The sequence below is a fragment of the Rahnella sp. PAMC25617 genome, assembly GCF_050606005.1.
Taxonomy (GTDB): Bacteria; Pseudomonadota; Gammaproteobacteria; order Enterobacterales; family Enterobacteriaceae; genus Rahnella; species Rahnella variigena.
Window position 1 is genome coordinate 1 of record NZ_JBOCUM010000119.1, and the last position, 203, is coordinate 203.

Consider the following 203-nt stretch of genomic DNA (forward strand, 5'->3'; position numbering starts at 1 on the left):
TCTGCTTCATAAGCATGATGCTTTCCTCCTTTTGAGCAATGAGCATCAGCATTCGAGCAGCAAAACGACCACTCTGGATAGAGTCCTGTCCGTAGAATGACAGCGGTTGCAGCGATGGCATATAAGAGTCGAGCAGAATGAAAGGGATGTTGCGATCGTGCAGTTCGTCGGTGAACTGGCGTGTCACCTCTAATGTCGTAGGG

1 protein-coding gene is annotated in these 203 nt (G+C 49.8%); it reads right to left on the bottom strand.

Going from position 1 to position 203, the window contains the following annotated elements; genetic code table 11:
* A partial coding sequence (locus ACM615_RS24010; protein ID WP_431012647.1) for a hypothetical protein occupies positions 1-203 on the bottom strand: 203 nt, incomplete at both ends.